General features: G+C 51.3%; 1 protein-coding gene. It reads right to left on the reverse strand.

All coding sequences use genetic code 11. The features are described 5' to 3' along the window. Window positions 1-473 (reverse strand): response regulator (locus H7844_16090; GenBank protein ID MEO5358797.1); only part of this gene is annotated, 473 nt, incomplete at its 3' end. Window positions 474-632 lie beyond the last annotated feature (159 nt).

Genomic DNA, 632 nt, shown 5'->3' on the forward strand with positions numbered 1-632 from the left:
ATGGCCGTAATCTCTTCGGTACGACGCCTGACCTCTTGTTCGAGGAACTCGTTCTTTTGCCTCAGAAAATCGCGCATCGCCTTCAGTTGCAGGTGATTGCCCACACGCGCCATCACAATGGGCGGGCTGATTGGCTTGGTGATATAGTCAACGGCCCCCAGGGAAAGCCCCAGACGTTCATCCTCGACTTCGGCCTTGGCCGTGAGGAAGATCACCGGTATGTCACCCGTGGCCGGACTGGTCTTCAACCTCCGCAGCACCTCATAGCCGTCCATCTCCGGCATCATTATATCAAGCAGAATAAGGTCAGGGGGAGAATCGGAGTTGGCTATCTTCAGTGCCCGCTCACCAGAGTTGGCCACCTTGACCTTGTACTTGTCCTTTAAGAGACCGCTCATCAGCGTAAGGTTGTCCGGTGTGTCATCAACCACCAACACTACGTCCCTCTTTATCTGTTCCGTCTGTTCGTTCATTGTACCCTCCTGAGTCTTTAATACGTGTGGGTGTTTTAAGGCTGAACGGGCAAATATATTGTAACCACGGCGCCACCATCCATATTTTCGGCAATAAGCCTGCCACACAGGCTATTTTCTATGATTAACTTTGACATGTAAAGCCCAATAAATGCATGT

The sequence above is a fragment of the Nitrospirae bacterium YQR-1 genome (genome assembly GCA_039908095.1).
Classification (GTDB): Bacteria; Nitrospirota; Thermodesulfovibrionia; order Thermodesulfovibrionales; family Magnetobacteriaceae; genus Magnetomonas.